This window comes from Cupriavidus ulmosensis, from assembly GCF_977008105.1.
Genome location: NZ_CDRMWP010000002.1, coordinates 2,645,963 through 2,664,954, shown reverse-complemented (window position 1 = coordinate 2,664,954; position 18,992 = coordinate 2,645,963). Strand labels below are relative to the sequence as shown.

The 18,992-nt window shown below is 71.1% G+C and carries 17 protein-coding genes; 3 read left to right on the top strand and 14 right to left on the bottom strand.

Annotated features, from left to right (window positions below; all coding sequences use genetic code 11):
• Window positions 1-147: 147 nt before the first annotated feature.
• Together acnB and ACWTPI_RS31535 are read left to right on the top strand one after the other, a co-directional pair.
• On the top strand, window positions 148-2,733 hold the full coding sequence (acnB, locus tag ACWTPI_RS31540; RefSeq protein ID WP_020201834.1) for a bifunctional aconitate hydratase 2/2-methylisocitrate dehydratase: 2,586 nt from the start codon (window positions 148-150) through the stop codon (window positions 2,731-2,733).
• A gap of 146 nt (window positions 2,734-2,879) precedes the next feature.
• Window positions 2,880-3,338, top strand: a complete 459-nt coding sequence (locus tag ACWTPI_RS31535; protein WP_020201835.1) for a thioesterase family protein — start codon at window positions 2,880-2,882, stop codon at window positions 3,336-3,338.
• Window positions 3,339-3,381: 43 nt separating this feature from the next.
• On the opposite strand, the gene ACWTPI_RS31530 is transcribed toward ACWTPI_RS31535, so the two are convergent.
• From ACWTPI_RS31530 to fliF, 8 genes are all read right to left on the bottom strand, one after another.
• Window positions 3,382-4,476 carry a tetratricopeptide repeat-containing glycosyltransferase gene (locus tag ACWTPI_RS31530; RefSeq protein ID WP_454733736.1) on the bottom strand — a complete coding sequence of 365 codons (1,095 nt, stop codon included), beginning with the start codon at window positions 4,474-4,476 and terminating at the stop codon, window positions 3,382-3,384.
• Window positions 4,477-4,595: 119 nt separating this feature from the next.
• Window positions 4,596-5,252, bottom strand: coding sequence for a DNA oxidative demethylase AlkB (gene alkB, locus ACWTPI_RS31525; RefSeq protein ID WP_454733735.1), 657 nt, complete (start codon window positions 5,250-5,252; stop codon window positions 4,596-4,598).
• Between the two features lie 178 nt (window positions 5,253-5,430).
• A complete protein-coding gene (locus ACWTPI_RS31520; protein ID WP_454733734.1) occupies window positions 5,431-6,951 on the bottom strand; it encodes a flagellar hook-length control protein FliK in 1,521 nt (506 codons plus the stop codon).
• Window positions 6,952-6,968: 17 nt separating this feature from the next.
• A complete protein-coding gene (gene fliJ, locus ACWTPI_RS31515; RefSeq protein ID WP_029044218.1) occupies window positions 6,969-7,424 on the bottom strand; it encodes a flagellar export protein FliJ in 456 nt (151 codons plus the stop codon).
• Entirely contained in the window at window positions 7,417-8,901 is a 1,485-nt protein-coding gene (gene fliI, locus ACWTPI_RS31510; RefSeq protein ID WP_020205880.1) for a flagellar protein export ATPase FliI, read from the bottom strand. The genes fliJ and fliI overlap by 8 nt, the downstream gene beginning before the upstream one ends.
• Window positions 8,894-9,808: a flagellar assembly protein FliH gene (gene fliH, locus ACWTPI_RS31505; RefSeq protein WP_454733733.1), complete on the bottom strand. Its 915-nt coding sequence runs from the start codon at window positions 9,806-9,808 to the stop codon at window positions 8,894-8,896. The genes fliI and fliH overlap by 8 nt, the downstream gene beginning before the upstream one ends.
• Window positions 9,795-10,787, bottom strand: coding sequence for a flagellar motor switch protein FliG (gene fliG, locus ACWTPI_RS31500; RefSeq protein WP_029044219.1), 993 nt, complete (start codon window positions 10,785-10,787; stop codon window positions 9,795-9,797). Before fliG ends, fliH begins: the two co-directional genes overlap by 14 nt.
• Window positions 10,777-12,486 (bottom strand): flagellar basal-body MS-ring/collar protein FliF, encoded by a 1,710-nt coding sequence (gene fliF, locus ACWTPI_RS31495; protein ID WP_020205883.1) that lies wholly within the window; start codon window positions 12,484-12,486, stop codon window positions 10,777-10,779. The genes fliG and fliF overlap by 11 nt, the downstream gene beginning before the upstream one ends.
• A gap of 480 nt (window positions 12,487-12,966) precedes the next feature.
• Between fliF and fliE the strand changes: the two genes are divergently transcribed.
• Window positions 12,967-13,296 (top strand): flagellar hook-basal body complex protein FliE, encoded by a 330-nt coding sequence (gene fliE / locus ACWTPI_RS31490; RefSeq protein WP_454733732.1) that lies wholly within the window; start codon window positions 12,967-12,969, stop codon window positions 13,294-13,296.
• A 149-nt stretch (window positions 13,297-13,445) separates the two neighbouring features.
• Here the strand turns inward: fliE and ACWTPI_RS31485 are convergent, their stop codons facing one another.
• The 6 genes from ACWTPI_RS31485 to rfbG all read right to left on the bottom strand — a co-directional run bounded on the left by ACWTPI_RS31485 (window position 13,446) and on the right by rfbG (window position 18,992).
• Window positions 13,446-14,099, bottom strand: a complete 654-nt coding sequence (locus ACWTPI_RS31485) for an LbetaH domain-containing protein (protein ID WP_059412385.1) — start codon at window positions 14,097-14,099, stop codon at window positions 13,446-13,448.
• Complete coding sequence (locus ACWTPI_RS31480) at window positions 14,090-14,941, bottom strand: NAD-dependent epimerase/dehydratase family protein (protein ID WP_197090360.1); 852 nt, start codon at window positions 14,939-14,941, stop codon at window positions 14,090-14,092. Before ACWTPI_RS31480 ends, ACWTPI_RS31485 begins: the two co-directional genes overlap by 10 nt.
• Before the next feature lie 29 nt (window positions 14,942-14,970).
• Window positions 14,971-16,047 (bottom strand): FkbM family methyltransferase, encoded by a 1,077-nt coding sequence (locus ACWTPI_RS31475; RefSeq protein ID WP_059412387.1) that lies wholly within the window; start codon window positions 16,045-16,047, stop codon window positions 14,971-14,973.
• A 62-nt stretch (window positions 16,048-16,109) separates the two neighbouring features.
• A complete protein-coding gene (rfbC, locus tag ACWTPI_RS31470) occupies window positions 16,110-16,655 on the bottom strand; it encodes a dTDP-4-dehydrorhamnose 3,5-epimerase (RefSeq protein WP_059412388.1) in 546 nt (181 codons plus the stop codon).
• A gap of 10 nt (window positions 16,656-16,665) precedes the next feature.
• Entirely contained in the window at window positions 16,666-17,931 is a 1,266-nt protein-coding gene (locus ACWTPI_RS31465) for a methyltransferase domain-containing protein (RefSeq protein WP_454733731.1), read from the bottom strand.
• Entirely contained in the window at window positions 17,928-18,992 is a 1,065-nt protein-coding gene (gene rfbG / locus ACWTPI_RS31460) for a CDP-glucose 4,6-dehydratase (protein ID WP_454734047.1), read from the bottom strand. Before rfbG ends, ACWTPI_RS31465 begins: the two co-directional genes overlap by 4 nt.

Genomic DNA, 18,992 nt, shown 5'->3' with positions numbered 1-18,992 from the left:
GGAGCGGGAAGTCCAAGTCATTGTTTTTACTGTGATTGTGTAATTCAACTCTTATATAAGATATAAGACATTTGACCGCGGACGCACTTCACTCTACAATCACGGCACAACTAGGTCTTCCCAACCCCTATTACCCCGCAGGATCCCATGCTTGATACCTATCGCGCCCATGTAGCCGAACGCGCCGCGCTTGGCATTCCCCCTCTGCCGCTGACCGCGAAGCAAACTGCGGAGCTGATCGAACTCCTGAAGAACCCGCCCGCCGGCGAAGAGCAGGCCCTGGTCGAGCTGATCACCCACCGCGTGCCGGCCGGCGTGGACGATGCCGCCAAGGTCAAGGCCTCGTACCTGGCCGCCGTGGCGCTGGGCAAGGAAGCCTGCCCGCTGATCACGCGCGCGCGCGCCACCGAACTGCTGGGCACCATGCTGGGCGGCTACAACATCTCGCCGCTGATCGAGCTGCTGGACGACGCCGAAGTCGGCACCGTCGCCGCCGCCGCGCTCAAGAAGACCCTGCTGATGTTCGATGCCTTCCACGACGTCAAGGAAAAGGCCGACCAGGGCAACGCCAACGCCAAGTCCGTGCTGCAAAGCTGGGCCGACGCCGAATGGTTCACCAGCCGCCCGGAAGTGCCGCAAAGCCTGACCGTGACGGTGTTCAAGGTCTCGGGCGAAACCAATACCGACGACCTCTCGCCGGCCCCCGACGCCACCACCCGCCCGGACATTCCGCTGCACGCGCTGGCCATGCTGAAGAACGCGCGCCCCGGCATCACCCCGGAAGAAGACGGCAAGCGCGGCCCGGTCAAGTTCATCGAATCGCTCAAGGAAAAGGGCAACCTGGTCGCCTACGTGGGCGACGTGGTCGGCACCGGCTCCAGCCGCAAGTCCGCCACCAACTCGGTGCTGTGGTTCACCGGCGAAGACATCCCGTTCGTGCCGAACAAGCGCTTCGGCGGCGTGTGCCTGGGCAGCAAGATCGCCCCGATCTTCTACAACACGATGGAAGACGCCGGCGCGCTGCCGATCGAGCTGGACGTGTCGCAGATGGAAATGGGCGACGTCATCGAACTGCGCCCCTATGACGGCAAGGCCTTGAAGAACGGCCAGGTCGTCGCCGAATTCCAGGTCAAGTCCGACGTGCTGTTCGACGAAGTGCGCGCCGGCGGCCGCATTCCGCTGATCGTCGGCCGCGGCCTGACCGCCAAGGCGCGCGAAGCGCTCGGCCTGGCCCCGTCCACGCTGTTCCGCCTGCCGCAGAACCCGGCCGACACCGGCCGCGGCTACACGCTGGCCCAGAAGATGGTCGGCCGCGCCTGCGGCCTGCCCGAAGGCAAGGGCGTGCGCCCGGGCACCTACTGCGAACCGAAGATGACCTCGGTCGGCTCGCAGGACACCACCGGCCCGATGACCCGCGACGAGCTGAAGGACCTGGCCTGCCTGGGCTTCTCGGCCGACCTGGTGATGCAGTCGTTCTGCCACACCGCCGCGTATCCGAAGCCCGTGGACGTCAAGACCCACCACACGCTGCCGCAGTTCATCAGCACCCGTGGCGGCATCTCGCTGCGCCCCGGCGACGGCGTGATCCACTCGTGGCTGAACCGCATGCTGCTGCCCGACACCGTCGGCACCGGCGGCGACTCGCACACCCGCTTCCCGATCGGCATCAGCTTCCCGGCGGGCTCGGGCCTGGTGGCCTTCGCCGCCGCCACCGGCGTGATGCCGCTGGACATGCCGGAATCGGTGCTGGTGCGCTTCAAGGGCAAGATGCAGCCCGGCGTGACCCTGCGCGACCTGGTCAACGCGATCCCGCTGTACGCCATCAAGTCGGGCGAGCTGACCGTGGCCAAGCAAGGCAAGAAGAACATCTTCTCCGGCCGCATCCTGGAAATCGAAGGCCTGCCCGACCTGAAGGTCGAGCAAGCGTTCGAGCTGTCCGACGCCTCCGCCGAGCGCTCGGCCGCCGGCTGCACGGTGCGCCTGAACAAGGAACCGATCATCGAATACATCAACAGCAACATCACGCTGCTGAAGTGGATGATCGCCGAAGGCTACGCCGACGCGCGCAGCCTGCAGCGCCGCATCAAGGCGATGGAAGCCTGGCTGGCCAGCCCCGAGCTGCTGCAGCCGGACGCCGACGCCGAATACGCCTCGGTCATCGAGATCGACCTGGCCGACATCCACGAGCCCATCGTGGCCTGCCCGAACGACCCGGACGACGTCAAGACCCTGTCCGACGTGGCCGGCGCCAAGATCGACGAAGTTTTCATCGGCTCGTGCATGACCAACATCGGCCACTTCCGCGCGGCGTCCAAGCTGCTCGAAGGCAAGCGCGACATCCCGGTCAAGCTGTGGGTCGCCCCGCCGACCAAGATGGACGCCAAGCAACTGACCGAGGAAGGCCACTACGGCGTGTTCGGCACCGCCGGCGCCCGCACCGAAATGCCGGGCTGCTCGCTGTGCATGGGCAACCAGGCACAGGTGCGCGAAGGCGCCACGGTGATGTCCACCAGCACCCGCAACTTCCCCAACCGCCTGGGCAAGAACACCAACGTGTACCTGGGCTCGGCCGAACTGGCCGCCATCTGCTCGCGCCTCGGCCGCATCCCGACCAAGGAAGAGTACATGGCCGACATGGGCGTGCTGAGCGCCAACGGCGACAAGATCTACAAGTACATGAACTTCGACCAGATCGAAGACTTCAAGGACGTGGCGGATACGGTGTCGATGTAAGGCACGGGACCGGCGGTGGTGTGCTCCCCTTTCCCGCAGGCGGGAGAGGGGAGCCAACGGTCGGCACTCCTCGCCAGCAGTCCCAGTCAGGCCCCTTCCCGGGGCCTTTCTTTTTGCCCATTCCACGCTCACGCCTTCACCGCATCATGGCCCGCCTCAAGCTCGAGTTCCCCGAAGACCAGTACTACTACAGCACCCATCTCACGGTGCGCGTGACGGACATCAACAGCGCCAACCACCTCGGCAACGACTCGATGATCTCGATGATCTCCGAGGCGCGCGCGCGTTTCCTGTTCGACCTGCGCAGCGGCGACGGCGAGGCGGCCGAGACCGAGCAGGTCGGCACCATCGTCACCGATCTTGCCACCACCTACCGCAACGAGGCGCATGCGCGCGACCAGCTTTTGTTCGAGGTGGGCGTGATGGACTTCAACCGCTACGGCGGCGACATCACCTTCCGCATCACGCGCCCGAGCGACGGCGCGCTGATCGCGCTGGCCAAGTCCGGCTTCGTCTTCTTCAGCTATGCGCGCAAGCAGGTGATGCCGATGCCGGCGGCGTTCGCCAGCAAGTTTCCCCGGGTCAACTGGGTCGACCGCGGCTGAGCGGCGCCGGCTGCCGCGCAAGGGGCGGGCGCAAGGCGAGCGCCTACAAACCGTAGAACGGCCGGTTGGCCTCGATGCGGGCGCGCTCGGACTCGGGAAACCGCCGGTCGGCCAGCAGCTTGCGCAGCGCGGCGCGGCCCTGGTCGAGCGCGCCGATGTAGTAAGCGCTGACCACGAGTTCGTCGAGCGCGCGCCAGCTGTAGACCGAGGTGTCGACGAACAGCGAGTCGTCCGGCACCGCCAGCGCCGCGGCCTGCTGCGCGTACAGGTGCGCCTGCGCGAACTCGCCGCGCAGGCGGTGCCAGCGGGCCAGCTCGCACAGCGGCTCGGCGCGCGCCGGACGCGCCTGGTAGGCGGCCAGGTAGGCGTCGCGCACGGCGCCGGCGGCGACGCTCGCGTCCGCCGCGGCCAGCCGTTCGGTCAGCACGCCGATCTGGAACAGCGCGAACCAGCGCTCCTCGTCCCATCCCTCCAGCGCGGCGCGCGCGCGGTACTGCGCCAGGCTGGCCTCCACGTTCCCCGCGTCGCGGTAGCTCTGCGCCAGGTAGAAGCGGTAGCGCGGATTGGCCGGCTCCTTCTCCAGCGCGCGCTCCAGCACCTCGATGTCGCGCAGGTAGGTATGCGGATCGCGCGCCCGCGCGCCGTCGCGCGACACCACGATGGCGGGGCCGTCCAGGTGCTGCCATGCGTGCGGCGCGTCCTGCGTCAGGTATTCGTGCAGCACGCCTTCCCAGCGCCACGGCTGGCCGGCGGCCACCAGCGCGTTGCGCCGGTAGTGCCAGCCGCCCAGCTCGCACAGGAAACGGTAGCCGTCGGCGCCCAGCGCGGGCCAGCGGAAGCCGGGCGGCACGCGCAGGGTCTCGTCGGCGTCGATGAACAGCACGTAGTCGCCGGCGCCGGCGTTGGCGCGCGCCAGCGCCAGCGCTTCGTTGCGGTTGTGGGCAAAGTCCACCCACGCCCGCTCGTGCAGTTCGCCGGGCAGGCCGTCCATGCACGCGCGCACCAGCGCCTGGGTGCCGTCGGTGGAGCCGGTGTCGACGATCGCCCAGCGGTCGATCCACGGCTTGACCGACGCGAGGCAGCGCGCGATCACGGGCGCCTCGTTCTTCACGATCATGTTCAGGCAGATGCGGGGCAATTCGGATGTCCTGTCGGGAGGGTCGGGCGCGCTATCGGGAGATGCCGCTACCGGGAGATGCCGGCGGCGCGAGCAGCATACGCGCAGTCGCGCGTTTTCGGCAATGGCGGCGGCGCCGGCTAGCGTGTCTTGCGCAACGTCAGGTTGATGCGCTCGCGCCCGGTCAGCGGGTGGTCGCCGTCGGCCAGCGGCGCGATGCCGTGGAAGGCCAGCCGCGCCGGGCCGCCCCACACCACCACGTCGCCGTGGGCCAGGCGCACGCGCTGGCACGGGTCGGCGCGCCGCAGGCCGCCGAACAGGAAGACCGCGGGCAGGCCCAGCGAGACCGAGACGATGGGCGCGCGCAGGTCGAGTTCGTCGCGGTCCTGGTGCAGGGACAGGCGCGTGCCGGGCAGGTAGCGGTTGAGCAGGCAGGCGTCCGGGCTGAACCCCGCGAAACCGGCCTCGGCGGCGGCCGCGCGCGCCAGCGCCAGGAAGCTGGCGGGCATCGGCGGCCACGGCGCGCCGCCGAGCGGGTCCGCCGGCTCGTAGCGGTAGCCGCTGGCGTCGGAGACCCAGCCGAACCGGCCGCAGTTGGTCATCGCCACCGACATGTGCTGCCCGCCCGGCGTGATCAGGTGGCGCCACGGCGCCTGCGCGGCGACCTCGCGCACGGCGGCGAGCAGCGCCTGCTCATGGGCGCGGGCAAAGCCGCGCAGGACGGTCGCGCCGGGCACGAGCGGCTCGGCGTGGGGCGGGTCCAGCTGCGGCAGGGAATCGAAGAGATCGAAGGTCATGGTGGCCGGGGACGCAGGCGGCGGGCCTGCGCTCAAACCACATGGTAGGCGCGATCGCGCGCGCTGGCTCGCGCTGGCTCGCGCTGGCTCGCGCTGGCGCGCGACGGCGCGCGTGGTCCGCGATGGCCGCCGGCGGGCGGGGCGCTGGTGCGCGCCGGCCCGCCGTGCGCGGCCGGGATCACGCGAAGGTGTCGACCTCGCCGCGGGCCAGGGTGCGCGCGGGCGCGGCAACGGCGCCGGCCGGGGCCGGCTGGCTGCCCGCCGGCGCGCCGAAGGCGGTCTGCTGGCTGCCGGGCTGGCGCTGCTGCTGCGGCTGGCCGCTGCCGGGCTGGCCGGCAAAGCTGTCGGCGCCGACCGAGGCCTGGCCGAGCTGGATGCCGCTGTCGGCCATCGCGCTGCGCAGGTGCGGCAGCGCGGCTTCCACCGCCGCGCGCACGGCGGCGTGCGGGGAGACGAACTGCGCCTGCGCCTGGTCGTTGACCACGCTGAGCACGACCTTGAGCGGGCCGAGGTCGGGCGGGTTGAGCTGCAGCTCGGCGGTGTGGTTGCCCTGCGTCGACAGGCGCACCATCTGCTGGCTGAGCGCCTGCGGCCACTGGCCGTCGCCGACCGGCGGCGCCACCGGCAGCGAGGTCGCGGGCGACAGGCCGCTGCTGGTCGGCGCGGGGCCGGCGGCCATCGTGCCGGCGGCGGCCAGGGTGCTGGCCGCCGTGTCGGCGGGGGCCGCCTCGGTGGCGGCGGGCTCGGCCGCGCGCAGCGCGGCGGCGAACTGCGACGCGCTGGTCGGGGCGGCGGCCGCGGCGGTGTCGGCGGCGGGCGCCAGCGGGCTCCTGGCGCCGATGGCTTCGCCAGGCTGGAGCGGCGCCTTGTGCTGCTGGCCGGCCGTGCCCTGCTGGCCGGCGGACTGGCCGCCGCCACTGGTGCCGCCGCCTTGCTGGCCGGCGATGGCGGTCTTGAGGCTGGCAGCCAGGTCGGGGCCGGCCTTGGCGGCATCGGCCGTGGCGGCGGTGGCGGGCCGGTCGGCGGCCTGTGTGGCGGCGGTGTGCTGCGGCACGGGCTGCAGCGCGGCGCGCTGGGACGCGATGGTGGCCAGCGTGTCGGCGGCGCTCGAGGCCGCCGCCGCGGCGTCGGCCGCGGCAGTGCCGGCGGCGGCGGCCGACGGCAGCGTGGGGTCCTTCAGGCCGGGCAGGCCGGCCTGCCCGCCGAGGGCGGCCGCGGCCACGCCGGGCAGGGCGCCGTCGCCGGCCGTGGCCGGCGCGGCGGGCTGGGCCGGTTGCGCCGGCAGCAGCACGGCCAGCGCGGCGGCGGCGGCCTGGGCGGCCGGGTTCACGGCCTGCGCGTCGGCCGCTTCGCCGTCCTTGTCGCCATCCTTGCCGCCGTTCCTGGCGCCGTCCTTGCCGCCCGGCCGCGCGGGCTTGCCGGCCACCGTATTGCCTTGCGTGCCCTGGGCGGCGCTGTTCTGCGCGGCGTTGCCGTTCTGGGCGTTCTGCGTGTTCTGCGTGTCCTGTGCCGGGGCGGCGGTCTGGCTGCCGGCGTTGCCGCTGTTGCCGGCATTCTTGGCGCCATTGGCATTGCCGTCGTCGCGCGCGCGCGCCAGCGCGTCGCCGAAGCCCTGCTGCGCGGCGTCGGTGCTGCCGGCGCTGCGCGAGGCGGCCGCGCTGCTGGCGGTGTTGCTGACAATCTGGGTGATATCGATCATGGTCGGTGTCTGGCGGCTTAGCGGTGGCGGTCGGCGACTTGCAGGCGGGCGGCGCGCGCGGCGTATTCGTCGGTGTCGCGCTGCTCGCGGCGCGAGAGGGCTTGCTGCTCGCGCGTCTCGGCGCGGGTGATGAGGGTGTCGAACGAGTTCTGGCGGCGCTTCTGCTGCTGCCAGTTGGCGCGCCCGGCCAGCAGCTGCGCCTCGGCGCGCGCGAGCGCCTCGGTCTGCTGGCGGATGGCGGTGTCGAGCGAGGCCAGGAACTGGGCGAAGTCCTGCCAGCGCGTGGAGGTCATGCCGTCCTGGGCGATGGCCTGCATGCGCTCGCGGTATTCCTGCCGGTACTGGGTGAGCGCGGCAAGCTGCTGCTCGGCCTGGTTGCGCAGGCCCTGCAGCCGGCCCAGCTCGCGCGCGGCCGCATCCGTATCGTTCTGGGCCAGGTCGGCCAAGGTATTCAATGCAGATGGCTTAGCCATGTTCGCTCCGTTGGAAGATGCCGTGCAGCTGGCCGATCGAGGCGTCGTAGCCGGCGCGCTCGTGGATGTCCTGCTGGAGGAACGCTTCCATCTGCGGGTGCAGGTGGATGGCGAGGTCCAGTTCCGGATCGTTGCCGGGCACGTAGGCGCCCACGCTGATCAGGTCGCGGTTGCGCTGGTAGCGCGACATCAGCTGCTTGAAGCGCCGCACCGAGGCGAACTGCATCGGCTCGACCAGCGCCGTCATGGCGCGGCTGATGGAGGCTTCCACGTCGATGGCCGGATAGTGGCCCGACTCGGCCAGGCTGCGCGAGAGCACGATGTGGCCGTCGAGAATGGCGCGCGCGGAGTCGGCGATCGGGTCCTGCTGGTCGTCGCCCTCGGTCAGCACCGTGTAGAACGCGGTGATCGAGCCGCCGCCTTCGGGGCCGTTGCCGGTGCGCTCCACCAGCGTGGGCAGCTTGGCGAACACCGAGGGCGGATAGCCCTTGGTGGCGGGCGGCTCGCCGATGGCCAGGGCGATCTCGCGCTGGGCCATCGCGTAGCGCGTGAGCGAGTCCATGATGAGCAGTACGTGGCGGCCCTGGTCGCGGAAATACTCGGCCAGGCGCGTGGCGTAGGCGGCGCCCTGCATGCGCAGCAGCGGCGAGGTGTCGGCGGGCGCCGCCACCACCACCGAGCGCCGGCGGCCGTCCTCGCCGAGGATGTTCTCGATGAAGTCCTTCACTTCGCGGCCGCGCTCGCCGATCAGGCCGACCACGATGACCTCGGCGCTGGTGTAGCGCGCCATCATGCCCAGCAGCACGCTCTTGCCCACGCCGGAGCCGGCGAACAGGCCCATGCGCTGGCCGCGGCCGACCGTGAGCATGCCGTTGATGGCGCGCACGCCCACGTCCAGCACGGTCTCGATCGGGGCGCGCTCGAGCGGGTTGATCTGGGTGCCGCCGAGCGTGACCTCGGTGGCGGCGCTGATGGGGCCGAGCCCGTCGAGCGGGCGGCCGGCGGCGTCGAGCACGCGGCCCAGCAGCCCCTCGCCCACCGGCAGGCGCTTGGAGCCGGGCTCGCGCGGGGCGGCGTCGCCGCTGGGGCGCGGCGTGGGTTCGAGCGGGTACACGCGCGCGCCGGGCACCAGGCCGACCACGTCGGACTGCGGCATCAGGTAGAGGCGGTCGGCGCCGAAGCCGACCACTTCGGCCTCGGCCATGCGCGGGCCGGTGCCCTTGCCGCCGGGCGACTGGCCGCCGGGCAGCTCGATCAGGCAGTCGCTGCCGACCGGCATGCGCAGGCCCACGGCCTCCAGCACCAGGCCGGCGGCGCGCGTCAGGCGGCCGCAGCTGCGCTTGCTGTCGAGTTCGGCGAGGCCGGCCGAGGCGCTGGCCAGCGCGTCGCGCCAGCGCTGGCCGTGCAGGCCGGGCAGCGCGGGCGCGGCAGGCGCCGGCGCGGCGTGGTCGGGCTTGGCCGCGCTGTTGTCAGGCATGGGGCGGCTCCCACGGGTCGTCGCGGCCGAGCGCCTTGACCACGCGGTTCCAGCGCGTGGACAGCGTGGCGTCGAGTTCGCCGCTGGCGGCGCTGGCCACGCAGCCGCCCCGCGCCACCGCGGGTTCGGCGCGCACGTTCCAGCCGGCGGCCTCGAGCTCGCCGGCCAGGTGGGTTTCCACCAGCGCCACGTCTTCGGGGTTGAGCAGCAGGCAGGGCGAGCCGGACAGCGCCGGCTCGGCGGCCAGCAGCTCGCGCACGGCCGGCAGCAGCACCGCGGGATCGGCCGCCACGGTCTGCTGCACCAGCTGGCGCGCCACGTCGAGCGCCAGCGCGATCAGGGTCTGGGCCACTTCCTCGTCCACGCGGCCTAGCGCGTGGCTGAAGGTGGCGGCCAGCTCCTGCAGGCGACCGGCTTCGGCGCGCGCGCTTTCCAGGCCGCGCGCATAACCCTCGCGGTGGCCGTCGCCGTAGCCCTGGGTCTGGCCCTGGGTATAACCCTGGGCGTAGCCTTCCTTGCGCGCGCCTTCGCGCATGGCGTCGAGCGCGGCGAAGTCGATCGGGGGCGGGGCCGGCTCGAACGGCATGAACGCCGACGGCGCCGGCTCGGCGTCGCGCGGGTCGAGCGACACCATCTGCCAGCGCTGCCAGCCGCTTTTCTGCGGGGTGCGGCCGCCCGGCGGGGCGAAGCTGGTGAATTCGTTCTGGCCGCCCTGGCCGCCCTGGCCGCCTTGATTGCCCTGGCCATTCTGGCGCGGGCCGCCGCGGCCGCCCGCGCGGCGGCCATCGCCGCCGTCGCCGCCGCCGCTGTTGCTGCCGTTGCCCTGGCGGTCGCCGCGGGCATTCGTGTAGGCCGGGTCCGCGGCATAACCGCGGAACTGGCCGAGGGCACGTTCAGACGTAGGCATCGTCGCCACCACCGATTACAACTTCGCCGGCTTCGGCCAGGCGGCGCACCACCTGGAGGATGTTCTTCTGTTCGGCCTCGACCTGCGAGACCCGTACCGGGCCCAGCGCCTCGAGGTCTTCGCGCAGCATTTCGCCGGCGCGGGTAGACATGTTGCGGATGAACTTGTCGCGCAGTTCCACCGGCGCGCCCTTGAGCGCGACGATGAGCGATTCGGTGGCCACTTCCTTGAGCACGCGCTGGATGCCGCGGTCGTCCACTTCCATCAGGTTCTCGAACAGGAACATCTCGTCGATGATCTTCTGGGCGAGGTCGCCGTCGTGCAGGCGCACGCCTTCGATGACCGCTTCCTCGTGGGCCGTGCTCATCAGGTTGATGATCTCGGCCGCGGTGCGCACGCCGCCCATGCGGCTGCGCTTGAGGCTCTGGCCCGCCAGCAGCTTGGTCAGCACGTCGGTCAGCTCCTGCAGCGCGCCCGGCTGCACGCCGCCGAAGGTGGCGATGCGCAGGATCACGTCGTTGCGCAGGCGGTCCGTGAACATGCCGAGGATCTCGGACGACTTCTGGCGGTCCAGGTGGATCAGGATGGTGGCGATGATCTGCGGATGCTCGTCGCGGATCAGCTCGGCCACCGAGGTGGAATCCATCCAGTTCAGCGAGTCGATGCCGCTGCCCGGGTCGCGCGACTCCAGGATGTCCTCGATCACCGACAGCGCGCGCTCCTCGCCCAGCGCCTTGTTCAGCACGCTGCGGATGAAGGTGCTCGAGTCCACGTCCAGCGCCATGTACTGCTCGGTCTCGGAGCGGAACTCGGCCAGCACCTCGGCCATCTGCTCGCGCGTCACCGAGGTGAGCGCCGCCATCGCCTGGCCCAGGGCCTGCACCTGCGGCGGTCCGAGATGCTTGAAGACCTCGGCCGCGGCGTCTTCCCCGAGCGACATCATCAGGATGGCGCTCTTCTGCAACCCTTCATCGTTCATCTTTGGACATCCAGTTCTTGATCACGCTGGCGACCAGGCGCGGGTCGCGCTGCGCAGCGTCGCGCACCAGGGCGAGATCGCTTTCGTATTTGGCGGCAAGCCGCAGGACTTCCGGATTGGACGGCTCTTCGGCGGGCAGCAGCACGGCCTGCTCTTCGGCGGTCTTCTCCTGTGGCGGCGGCAGCGGCGGCGCGGTGTACTTGCGCAGCACCGGGCGGGCGATCTTGAACCACACGAACGCGGCCAGCAGGGCCAGCATCAGGTAGCCGGCCACGGTCTTGGCCAGCGCGATCATGTCCGGCTGCTTCCACAGCGGCAGTTCGGGCTTGATGTCGACCTCGGCGGTAAACGGGCTGTTGACCACGTTGAGCGAGTCGCCGCGCTCGGCGGAGAAGCCCATCGCTTCCTTGGTCAGGTTCTCGATCTGGGTGAGCTGCGTGGCGGGCAGCGCCTCGGCCACCATCTTGCCGTTGGCGCCGGCCTTCTGGCGGTAGTTGACCACCACCGCCACCGACAGGCGCTTCACGCCGCCCGGGGCCTGCTGCACGTGGCGCACGGTGCGGTCGAGCTCGTAGTTGGTGGTGGAGTCCTTGCGGTTGCTGCTCGGGCCGGTCTGGGCCGTGCTGGTGGCGCCGGTCTGAGCCGGCTGCCCGGCCTGGCCCTGCTGGCCGGGCTGCTGGCCCGGCTGGTTGGGCTGGCCGGGGCGCGGCGGCTGGGCCGTGGCGATCGGCGCGGTGGCGGGCGCGGGCGGCTGGTTGGACAGCGCGCCGGGCACGCCGCCGACGGGCGCGGCGCCCTGCTGGCTCGATTCGCTCGACTGCTGGCTGCGGATGGCCGCGCGGGTCGGGTCCTGGTTGGGCTTGAACGACTCGTCGGTGTGCTCGACGATGGCGAAGTCCACGTCGGCCGTGACCTGCGCCTTGACGTTGTCCTGGCCGACCAGCGGCGCCAGGATGGCTTCCACGCGCTGCGCGTAGTTGCGCTCCAGCGCCTGCACGTACTTGATCTGGCTGGCGTCGAGCATGCGCTCGTTGGTGCCGTTGCCCGACAGCAGGTTGCCGTGCTGGTCGACGATGGAGATCGACTTGGGCGTGAGTTCCGGCACGCTGGACGACACCAGGTAGCTGATCGCCGCGACCTGGCCGTCGTCGATGGCGCGGCCCGGGTAGAGCTGCAGCACCACCGAGGCGGTCGGCTTCTGGCGCTCGCGCACGAACAGCGTGGGCTTGGGGATGGCCAGGTGCACGCGCGCGGACTGCACCGCGCCGATCGACTCGATCGAGCGCGCCAGCTCGCCTTCCAGGCCGCGCTGGTAGTTGACCTGCTCGGCGAACTGGCTGATGCCGAACTTCTGCGAGTCCATCAGCTCCATGCCGGTGGTGCCGCTCTTGGGCAGGCCCTGGGAAGCCAGGCGCAGGCGGGTCTCGTGGACCTTGTCGGAGGGCACCATGACCGCACCGCCGCCCTCGGCGAACTTGTACGGCACGTTCATCTGCTGCAGGGAGGCGATGACGGCACCGCCGTCGCGCTCGGACAGGTTGCTGTAGAGCACCTTGTAGTCCGGCGCGCGCGACCACAGCACGCCCACCGCGATGGCCGCGGCAAGCGCCGCGGCACCCAGCATCATGGGCAGGCGCGGATTGGCCTTGAGGCGCTCGAACAGCTCGGATTTGCCCGACAGGGCGGCCACGGCGTTCATGCGCGCGCCCCGGTCATGGCCAGGATGGGCAGGGCCGGATGGCGGGCGCCGCTCTGGCTGCCCTGTCCACCCCGGCTGGCCTGGAGCATCCCGGCTACGGCATGGCTAAGATCACGCTGCTGACAAAACACGCGTACTCCCCGCGATAGTTGATCAAGGTTCGGGTCCCGGAGCGGGCGCGGCAACGCGGCAGCGCCCCAGATCCGGCACGGTATCGATCATCGTCCAGGCGCGGTGCCGACAATCACGGGAATAAGCCTCGTTTTCCACCCGATTTCCCGCAATGGGCCGCCCGGCGGGGCAGGTACGCTTCGGGGGCTGGCACAGGTGGCGTGCGCGGATGCGGTCTTGCGGCATGCGCGTGCCCCGGCGGATTTGCCGGCAGCGGCGCGGGGAGGGTCCGGCGCCATGTTCAACGACTTGACTCTTTCCGGGACCGGCTTGCCCCGAGCGGGCGCGGCGGGTTCCGAGCGGATCGCCATGACTACCATCTCTTCCATCGACGGCATGCTGCAGCAGTTGCGCGGGCTGGCCCAGAGCGCCACTGGCACGGAAAGCCAGGCCACCACGGCCGCGGCCGCCGGCCCGGGCAGCTTCGCCAGCGAACTGCAGCGCTCGCTGGCGCGCGTCAGCGCCGTGCAGGAACACGCCTACGGCCAGGCCGACGCCTTCGAGCTGGGCAAGCCCGGCGTGTCGCTCAACGACGTGATGATCGACATGCAGAAGGCCAACGTGTCGTTCCAGACCGCCGTGCAGGTGCGCAACCGGCTGGCCGGCGCCTACCAGGAAATCATGAGCATGACGGTGTAACGGCCGCCGGGCCGGCGGCGCCGGTTCTGGATGGTTCGTTTGCCGGAAGAAGACCTCCGTTCGCGGGCGCGGGCGGGGGTTTTTGCGTTTTTTGGGCGGGGGCTGGCGAATGCCGCCGTGCCGGATTTCCCGGCGCCGCTGCCTTTGCCTTATATCCGGAAATACTCCGCCGCGCCCGGCTCGCGGGCCGGCTTGCACACCAGATCGCCGCCGTGCCCGGCATACACGAGGCAATGCCCGGGCGTGTCGCGGTTGACCACGCTCACGCCCTGGGCGATGACCGAGCCGTCGCCCACGTGGCTGCGGCCGATGATGGCGGTGTTGGGATACATCACCACGCCGTCGCCGATCACCGGCGCCACGCCGTGGTTCTTGCCGACCGTGGAGTTCTGGTACAGCACCAGATAATTGCCGTAGGTCGCCTTTGCCAGCACGATGCCGACCGAGTGGCCGATGAAGAAGACTTCCGGCAGCTCGACCTCGTAGAACATGTCGATGCCGTTGAGCGCCTTGTTCAGCAGGAACAGCCGCGTGCAGGCCTGCGCGTTGCCTTCGTTGCGCCAGATGGTGTTGGCCAGGTAATAGAGATACTGGCAGTACTGGCTCGAATGCAGGTAGTTGAAGCGCCCGGGCTGCCACATGCGCACGGCGGCGATGCAGCGCTCGAGCCGGGCCAGCGCTTCGGGCTGGTGGCGGGCGATCACGGGCAGCAGGGCGTCGGCCTTGCCGTCCGGCACCAGCGCGGCCACCTGGGCGCAGGTATAGGCCGCCAGGCTCTGCGGGGTCTGGTCGATCAGTTCCACGTTCGGATTCCTTGCAGGTGAGCGGCCACTACGTCGCGCACGTCGCGCGGCGCCACGCCCAGCGCGCGCAGGCGCGCCACGCTGCACACCGCGGCCGGCTGGGGCCGGGTGGCGCGGGCCAGCTCGACCTGCCAGCCGGCGCGGTTGAACACTTCGGCCAGTTCGCCGTTGGAGACGTTGGCGCCGCTGGCCACGTTGAAAATGCCTTGCGCGCCCTGCGCGGACATGGCGGCCAGCGCCTGGACCACGTCGTCGAGATGGATGTAGTCGCGCACGAAGGCGGCGTCGCTGTCGAGGCGGAACGCGCGCTCGGCGGCGGCGCGCTGCAGCCATTCCGAGAGGAAGCCCGGCGCGCCGGCGCACCAGTCGAACACGCACGACAGGCGCGCCACGGCGGTGCGCCGCGGCGCCAGCGTGAGGCACAGGTTCTCGCCCAGCGCCTTGGACAGGTCGTAGAGGTGGCGCGGGTTGGCCGGCTGCAGCGTGAGCGCGCCGGCTTCGTCGCCCACCGGCAGCGCGGAACTGTCGTACAGGCGGGTCGAGGACAGGTAGATCAGGTGGTCCCAGCGGCCCGCGCGCAGCAGCGCCGCCAGCAGGCCGACGTGGGCTTCCACCGTGTCGAACGGGCGCGCGGCGAAATCGGCGGTCAGGCCCGCGCAGTAGAACACGCGGCCGAGGTCGCGCTCGAACAGGCCGGCGTCGTCGCGGCGCGGCACGTAGACTTCATGCCCGGCGTGGCGCAGCGCGCGCACCAGGCGCTGGCCGACGAAGCCGGCTCCGCCGATCACGGTGCACGGCGCGGCGGGGCCGCCGGGTGTGGAGGCGCTCACGTCGTTGCTCACGTCATCGCTCGCGTCGTCGCCCACGCCGCTCACGACAGCGGGTGGTGCAGCGCCGGGTCGCGGTGCCACAGCAGCTTGGGGCTGACGTGGTGGCAGACCGAGAAGTCCGCGCCCTGCAGCAGCGCCGGGTCCTTGACCGCGACCATGTTGAAGCCGTGCGCCGGGCCTTCCAGGTAGACCTCGTCGACCGGGATCAGCTCGATCGGGCGGCCGGACATGTCCACGTTGGAGTTGAAGTCGCGCACCGCGAACACGCTGTAGCCGAAGCCTTGCAGCATGCGGATGATCTCGGCGTTTTCCAGGCCGTTGCTCCAGTCCACGTAGTGGCGGTGCACCTCGAACACGATGTTGGGCGCGTCCGGGGCCGGGCGCGACAACTGGTTCTTCGCGCCCTTGAACACGTCGAGCTCGGCGCCCTCGATGTCCAGCATGATGAGGCTGAGCTTGTCGAGCTTCTGCTGCGCGCAGTAGTCGTCGATGGTGATGGTGGCGAAGCTGCTGTCGTCGGTGGCGGTGCTGGCCTCGGCGCGCTCGGCGTGGGCGAACGAGTCGTTGCCGACCAGGCGCAGCTGCGTGCTGCTGTCGGACCACAGGCCCAGGCGCCAGCTCTTGATGTTCTCCACCGCGTTGAGCTTCGCGTTGTTGCGCAGCATGCCGAGCTGGTCGGCGTTGGGCTCGAAGGCGTGGCAGGTGCCGCCGGCGGCGGCCAGCTGCCGGGCCATCAGGATCACCTGGTCGCCGAAGTAGGCGCCGCCCACCACCGCGTTGCCGCCGCGCTGGCACAGCTTGACCAGCAGCTTGGTGGTCTGCGGCTCCCACACGTGGTCGGGCTGCGCCGGCGTGCTCATGAGGAAGTCGCGCGCGATCTTGGTGCGGTAGAGGAATTCGAACACGGTGCCGTCGGCCAGCGTCTTGCGCAGGCGCGAGTCGTCGTCGTACATGGCGTCGACGATGGGGCCGGTGATGTCGTCGCGCACGCTGCCCGCGTAGCCGGACAGGTCGGCCTCGATGGACTTGCACAGGGCGACCAGCCGGTCGCGCGCGGCCTCGCTGTTGCCAACTTCGCGCAGGGCTTGGGACAGTTTCTGCAAGGTGTCGGTACTCATGGATTGGCTCCGAAGTTTGGCTTGTTGGTCGGTGACCGGTTGAATGCGGTATGGATGAGGGTTCAGTACGCGCGGGCCGCCGCCAGGCGCGGCAGCGCCATGTCCTTGGCGGAGACGAGCCGGGACGCGCACGGCGGCCAGGCGATGCCGGTCTCCGGGTCGTCCCAGCGCACGCCGCCGCTGTGCGCGGGCGCGAACGGCACGGTCATCTGGTAGAAGACCTCGGACAGCTCGGTCAGGGTCTGGAAGCCGTGCGCCACGCCGCGCGGGATGTAGAGCGCGCGCTGGTTGTGCGCCGACAGCTCCACCGAGAACCACTGGCGGTAGCTGGCCGAATAGGGCCGCAGGTCCAGCAGCGCGTCGAACACCGCGCCGGTGGTGACGCGCACCAGCTTGTCCTCGCCGGCGGGCTCGTATTGCAGGTGCATGCCGCGCACGATGCCCGCGCGCGTGTTGCGCGACACGCTCTGCTGCACGAAGCGGCCGTTGAGCCCGCGCTCGGCGAAGGCGTCCACGCACACGGTGCGGGCGAAGAAGCCGCGCTCGTCGGCGAGCGGCTCCGGGTCCACCAGCCAGGCGCCCTCGATGGGAGTCGGCGTGAAGATCATGGCAGCTCCGTCATGGCAGCACCGCGGTTTCCGGGATGGCCACCACGAAGCGCCCGCCCCACTCGCGGATGCCGGCCATCTGCGCCATCACCTCGTCCTTGATGTTCCACGGCAGGATCAGCAGGTAGTCGGGGCGGTCGCCGAAGACATGCTCGGGCGCCACCACCGGGATGCGCGTGCCGGGCAGCAGGCGGCCCTGCTTGGTGGGGTTGCGGTCCACCACGTAGTCGATGAAGTCGGTGCCCGCGCCGCAGTAGTTGAGCAGCGTGTTGCCCTTGGCCGCGGCGCCGTAGGCGGCGATGCGCCTGCCGGCATTGCGCGCCTCGATCAGGAAGGACAGCAGGTCGCGCTTGGCCTTGCGCACGCGCTCGGCGAAGCCCGCGTAGAGCGCCGTGCTGGTCAGGCCGGCGGCGTGCTCCTCGGCCAGCGCGGCGGCGACCGCCGGCGTGGCGGCGTGGGCCGCGCCCGCGTGGCAGGCGAACACGCGCAGGCTGCCGCCGTGGGTGGGCAGGTGCTCGACGTCGAACACGCGCAGGCCGGCCCGGGCGAAGACGGGCTGCAGCGCCGCCAGCGACAGGTAGGAGTAGTGCTCGTGGTATAGCGTGTCGAACTGGTTCTGCTCGATCAGGCGCAGCAGGTGCGGAAATTCCAGCGTGATCACGCCCTGCGGCTTGAGCACCACCGGCATGCCGCCGACGAAGTCGTTGATGTCCGGCACGTGCGCCAGCACGTTGTTGCCAAGCAGCAGGTCGACCTGCCAGCCTTCCTCGCGCAGCGCGCGCGCGCTGGCCGTGCCGAAGAACAGCTCGCGGCTGTCCACGCCCCTGGCGCGCGCGGCGGCGGCGGTGTTGGCGGTGGGCTCCACGCCCAGGCACGGCACGCCGGCCTGCACGAAATACTGCAGCAGGTAGCCGTCGTTGCTGGCCAGCTCCATCACGCGGCTGCCGGCGCCGAGGCCGAAGCGCGCGGTCATGGCGCCGACGTAGCGGCGCGCGTGCTCGAGCCAGGACGACGAATACGAGGAGAAATACACGTAGTCGTCGTGGAAATGGGTTTCCGCCGGCGTGGCGTCGCGCAGCTGGACCAGCCAGCAGTGCTCGCACACCATCGCGTGCAGCGGGTAGAAGATCTCGGCGCGGGCCGCGTCGCCGGCCTTGATGAAGGCGTTGGAGACTGGCGAGAGGCCGAGGTCGACCACGGTTTGCGCCAGCGGCGCGCCGCAGGCGCGGCAGGGCGCCTGCGTGGCGGCGTGGTTGGCTTGGACAGCGTCTGTCATACGCGGAATTGATCGATTTGTCGTTCGGTCACGGCGCGGGCCGCGGCGGGGTCCGCCTGCACGGCGCGATACCAGTGGGCGGTGGCGGCCAGCGCCTGGTCGAGCGCCCAGCGCGGCTGCCAGCCGAGCATGTCCCTGGCCAGGGACGAGTCCAGGTGCAGGTTGCGCGCTTCGTGCGGCGCGCCGGCGCCGGTGTCGGCCAGTTGCCAGCGGAGTTCGGGCCAGTGCCGTTCGAGCGCGGTCAGCACCGCGCCCACGGCCAGGTTGTCCGATGCCTGCGGGCCGAAGTTGAAGGCCCGCGCGAGGGCCGGCTCGCCGCCCATCAGCCGCGCGCCCAGCAGCAGGTAGCCGTGCAGCGCCTCCAGCACGTGCTGCCACGGCCGCGTGGCGTGCGGGTTGCGGATCTCCAGCACGCCGCCGGCGGCGGCCGCGCGCGCGGCGTCGGGCACCAGGCGGTTGTCCGCCCAGTCGCCGCCGCCGATCACGTTGCCGGCGCGCGCGGTGGCCACCAGCACGCCGCGCTCGGCCAGGAAGGCATTGCGGTAGCTGGCGGCGACCAGCTCGGCCGCGGCCTTGCTGGCGCTGTAGGGGTCGTGGCCGCCGAGCGGGTCGGTCTCGCGGTAGCCCCAGACCCACTCCTTGTTGTCGTAGCACTTGTCGGTGGTGATGACCACCACCGCGCGCACGCCCGGGCACTGGCGCACGGCGTCGAGCAGGTTGACGGTGCCCATCACGTTGGTGGCCCAGTTGGCCACCGGGTCGCGGTAGCCGGCGCCGACCAGCGGCTGCGCCGCGAGGTGGAACACGATTTCCGGCTGCGCGTCCCGCAGCGCGCGGGCCAGCGTATCGGCCTCGCGGATGTCGGCCAGGTGGTGGCCGTGCAGCGTGTCGGCCACGCCCGCGGCGGTAAACAGGCCGGCCGGCTGCTCCGGCGGCAGCGCGTAGCCGCTCACGCGCGCGCCTAGGCGCGCCAGCCACAGCGCCAGCCAGGCGCCCTTGAAGCCGGTGTGCCCGGTCAGGAAGACGCGGCGGCCCGCGTAGTGGCCGAGCCTGTCCGCCAT

Excerpts from the sequence above, each read along its gene's own strand:
- alkB (WP_454733735.1), bottom strand. The coding sequence starts at position 5,252 with ATGACCTTCGATCTCTTCGATTCCCTGCCGCAGCTGGACCCGCCCCAC.
- rfbC (WP_059412388.1), bottom strand. The coding sequence starts at position 16,655 with ATGATCTTCACGCCGACTCCCATCGAGGGCGCCTGGCTGGTGGACCCG.
- ACWTPI_RS31520 (WP_454733734.1), bottom strand. The coding sequence starts at position 6,951 with ATGATCGATATCACCCAGATTGTCAGCAACACCGCCAGCAGCGCGGCC.
- fliE (WP_454733732.1), top strand. The coding sequence starts at position 12,967 with ATGACTACCATCTCTTCCATCGACGGCATGCTGCAGCAGTTGCGCGGG.
- rfbG (WP_454734047.1), bottom strand. The coding sequence starts at position 18,992 with ATGGCGGACAGGCTCGGCCACTACGCGGGCCGCCGCGTCTTCCTGACC.
- fliF (WP_020205883.1), bottom strand. The coding sequence starts at position 12,486 with ATGAACGCCGTGGCCGCCCTGTCGGGCAAATCCGAGCTGTTCGAGCGC.
- ACWTPI_RS31535 (WP_020201835.1), top strand. The coding sequence starts at position 2,880 with ATGGCCCGCCTCAAGCTCGAGTTCCCCGAAGACCAGTACTACTACAGC.
- ACWTPI_RS31475 (WP_059412387.1), bottom strand. The coding sequence starts at position 16,047 with ATGAGTACCGACACCTTGCAGAAACTGTCCCAAGCCCTGCGCGAAGTT.
- fliG (WP_029044219.1), bottom strand. The coding sequence starts at position 10,787 with ATGAACGATGAAGGGTTGCAGAAGAGCGCCATCCTGATGATGTCGCTC.
- ACWTPI_RS31465 (WP_454733731.1), bottom strand. The coding sequence starts at position 17,931 with ATGACAGACGCTGTCCAAGCCAACCACGCCGCCACGCAGGCGCCCTGC.
- fliJ (WP_029044218.1), bottom strand. The coding sequence starts at position 7,424 with ATGGCTAAGCCATCTGCATTGAATACCTTGGCCGACCTGGCCCAGAAC.
- fliI (WP_020205880.1), bottom strand. The coding sequence starts at position 8,901 with ATGCCTGACAACAGCGCGGCCAAGCCCGACCACGCCGCGCCGGCGCCT.
- acnB (WP_020201834.1), top strand. The coding sequence starts at position 148 with ATGCTTGATACCTATCGCGCCCATGTAGCCGAACGCGCCGCGCTTGGC.
- fliH (WP_454733733.1), bottom strand. The coding sequence starts at position 9,808 with ATGCCTACGTCTGAACGTGCCCTCGGCCAGTTCCGCGGTTATGCCGCG.